The sequence below is a fragment of the Stenotrophomonas sp. P5_B8 genome (assembly GCF_054049855.1).
Genome location: NZ_JBFULO010000769.1, coordinates 1 through 913, shown reverse-complemented (window position 1 = coordinate 913; position 913 = coordinate 1). Strand labels below are relative to the sequence as shown.

The 913-nt window shown below is 63.3% G+C and carries 1 protein-coding gene; it reads right to left on the bottom strand.

What is annotated here, in order from left to right; translation table 11 throughout:
• Positions 1-150 precede the first annotated feature (150 nt).
• Entirely contained in the window at positions 151-846 is a 696-nt protein-coding gene (locus ACXJKH_RS21345) for an AIM24 family protein (RefSeq protein ID WP_457322375.1), read from the bottom strand.
• Between the last annotated feature and the right edge of the window lie 67 nt (positions 847-913).

Here is a 913-nt window from a genome sequence, read left to right as displayed (position 1 = left end):
CCAACGGTCCCGCCAACCCACCCGCACCGACCCAACCCGCAGCACCGCAGCGCCGCCGTTGCAGTTGCAGTTGCAGTTGCAGTTGCACTGGCAGTTGCCGTCGCTCTTGCTGCTAAAAAAGCCAAAGCGCGCCAGCGCACCCCCAACCCCTCACCCCTTAGCCTGGAACGTCACTTCCTCATAAGGCTGCACAACCACCCAACCCTCGCCCGCAAAACGCATCTGCAGCGTCTCGCCAGAGCCACGCCCCACCAAAGTCCCCAGCGAAATATCCGCCACGATCTCCGGCACCAGCGACCCCGACCAAGCCACCGTCGCGTTCGGATCGGTGAACACCGGACCGCCCTGCGCCGTCACCGGCAACGTCAACGGCTCGTAGTGCGACGTCATCGCCACGATCCCGTGACCGCTCAACTTGATGTTGAACAGACCACCGGACAGCATCCCCGCCACCTTCTTCATCATCGTGATCWTCGACTCGATCCCGGTCTCGAAGGCCAGCACATCGTTGCCGTTGACGAAAATCGACTCCCCGGCCAGCCGCACCAGCGTCACCTGCTTGCCCGCATCGGCCAGGTACACACGCCCCTGCCCCTCCACCTTCATCAACTGCAGGCCCTCGCCCGTCATCATCTTCTTCAGCAGCGTCCCGAGACCCTGCTCCAGCAGCCCCTGACGGGTGAACTTCACCCCGCCCTTGCGGGCCACCATCGAACCGGCCTTCGCCCACACCATCCCATCGACGCGCACCTCCAGCATGTGCGGGCTTTCCAGCTCGAACGCATCGGCACTGACGTCCTTCTCCTGGGTGGTGGACAGAAACTCATGCAGCGACTTGACGGCCATCTGTTGCGTCATCCTTGTGATTAAGAGCGCGAATGGTAGCGGACCTCCCCCTCCGCCGGTGAATGTG